The organism is Klebsiella sp. MS 92-3 (assembly GCF_000195655.1).
GTDB classification, from domain to species: Bacteria; Pseudomonadota; Gammaproteobacteria; order Enterobacterales; family Enterobacteriaceae; genus Klebsiella; species Klebsiella pneumoniae.
Genome location: NZ_GL882815.1, coordinates 92,419 through 94,556, shown reverse-complemented (window position 1 = coordinate 94,556; position 2,138 = coordinate 92,419). Strand labels below are relative to the sequence as shown.

At 58.6% G+C, this 2,138-nt stretch carries 2 protein-coding genes; one reads left to right on the top strand and one right to left on the bottom strand.

Annotation, left to right across the window (positions count from 1 at the left end; translation table 11 throughout):
* Positions 1-21: 21 nt before the first annotated feature.
* The gene (locus HMPREF9538_RS12445; RefSeq protein ID WP_002904407.1) at positions 22-1,221 is read right to left on the bottom strand and encodes a sugar transporter; all 1,200 of its coding nucleotides are present in this window, start codon (positions 1,219-1,221) and stop codon (positions 22-24) included.
* Positions 1,222-1,422: 201 nt separating this feature from the next.
* Between HMPREF9538_RS12445 and HMPREF9538_RS12450 the strand changes: the two genes are divergently transcribed.
* On the top strand, positions 1,423-2,138 hold a 716-nt coding region (locus HMPREF9538_RS12450), incomplete at its 3' end, for a PhzF family phenazine biosynthesis protein (RefSeq protein ID WP_009485269.1).

Sequence of the window (2,138 nt, the reverse complement as noted above, 5' to 3'; positions counted from 1 at the left end):
TCGTTTTTTTGTGCGACGGAATCAGGAGTGGTGCGGCTGATGGTCTTCCAGCGATACCGGCCAGCGACGGAATATCATCAGCGACCAGACCAGCGCGACCAGCGCCGGAATGGCGCCGACGTAGCCGACGGAGGCCATGGAAAGATGCAGACTCACCTGGCTGCCGACCAGCGCCCCGGCGCCTATGCCGATATTAAAGATGCCCGAGAACAGAGACATGGCGACGTCGGTGGCATCCGGAGCGGAGGCCAGCACTTTCACCTGCATGCCGAGACCGATAATCATGATCGCCACCCCCCAGAAGATGCTGAGCAGCATCAGGTGCTGCGGGTTATGCGAGGCCGGCAGCAGCAGCAGCAGGCAGGCGAGCAGCAGGGCAATCGCCAGGCTTATCAGCCCCGACGCGTGCTGGTTACCGAGTTTACCGAACAGAATGCTGCCGATAATACCGGCCCCGCCAAGGATCAGCAGCAGTACGGTGGCAAAGTTGCCGCTCAGGCCCGCTACCGTCTGGACAAAGGGCTCGATATAGCTGTAGGCGGTATAATGAGCGGTCACCACCACCACGGTCAGAATGTACACGCTGACCAGCGCCGGGCGGCGGAACAGCACCGGCAGGCTTTTCAGCGAGCCAGAATGTTCGCTCGGCAGGGTCGGCAGCAGTTTTACGAGGCAGGCCAGGGTGGCTAACGCGCCGAGGCCGATCGCCAGGAAGGTCATCCGCCAGCCAAAGTACTGGCCGATAATGCGCCCGATCGGAATACCAAACACCATCGCCAGTGCGGTACCGGTGGCGATCAGGCTCAGCGCCTGCGCCCGTTTGCCCGGCGGGGCCATGCGGATGGCCAGTGCCGACGTTATCGACCAGAACACTGCATGCGCAAAGGCGATACCAATGCGGCTGATCACCAGCACGTCAAAATTCCAGGCAAAAAACGACAGGACGTGGCTGGCGATAAACAGAATAAACAGGCCGATAAGCAGGCGCCGGCGCTCCACTTTGCTGGTCAGCAGCATAAACGGCAGCGACATTAACGCCACCACCCATGCGTAGATGGTCAGCATCATGCCCACCTGGGCGGTTTCCATGCCGAAGCTGTCGGCAATATCCGACAACAGACCGACCGGGGCAAACTCTGTGGTGTTAAAAATAAACGCGGCGATGGCCAACGTCACGACACGTAGCCACGCTACCTTGCGTGAGACCGTATTCGTAGTCATAAGCTCTGGACTGGTGATTCAGGGAAAGATGTGACGCTGATCTTAAAACGATTGTTGGCGAAAAGACAATCATTTTGTGATCTGCGTCTCATTTCATCGCAAGGGGCTGGCCGCGGTTAAGCGATTAATTTTGCTATGGATAGTGTCAAGGGGGCGCTTTTATGTCATGTTGAAGGAAAGTAAAAAAAGTAAGGACAGGGTATGCAGGAAATTCAATTTTATCTGGTCGATGCTTTCAGCGATAAAAACTTTGGCGGCAATGCCGCGGCCGTCTGCCCGCTCAGCGAGTGGTTAGCCGACGATGTGCTCCTGAAAATGGCCCAGCAGCATAATCAATCCGAAACGGCTTTCTTTGTCCGTACCGACGAGGGCTATGAGCTGCGCTGGTTTACCACACTCGCTGAGATCAATCTCTGCGGCCACGCGACCCTCGCCGCTGCGCACGTTATTTTCGAATATCTCGACCATCCTTCGGCGACGATTCTCTTTAGCACCCGTTTTGTTGGTGAGCTGCGGGTCACCCGTAATGGCGACTGGCTGACGCTCGATTTTCCGGCGTGGTCGACCTCCCCGGTGGAAAACCCGCCGGCGGATCTGCTGACCGGGTTGGGACTCGAGGCCGCCGTTGAAGTTCGGGAAGGGCGCGATTATCTGGTGGTGCTGGCGGATCGCCAGCAGGTTGAAGCGGTGCGACCGGATATGGCGCGGCTGCGAACGCTTGGCAAAATGATCTGCGTCAGCGCGCCGGATGAAGAGTATGACTTTGTCAGCCGCTTCTTCTGCCCGGGAGAAGGGGTGCCGGAAGATCCGGTCACCGGCTCCGCCCATAGCATGCTGATCCCCTGGTGGGGCGAAAAGCTGGGGAAAACCACCATGATGGCGCGCCAGGTCTCCGCTCGCGGCGGCGACCTGCGCTG

Bases quoted from the DNA above. Each gene is read 5' to 3' on its own strand.
- HMPREF9538_RS12445 (WP_002904407.1), bottom strand. From the start codon at position 1,221: ATGACTACGAATACGGTCTCACGCAAGGTAGCGTGGCTACGTGTCGTG.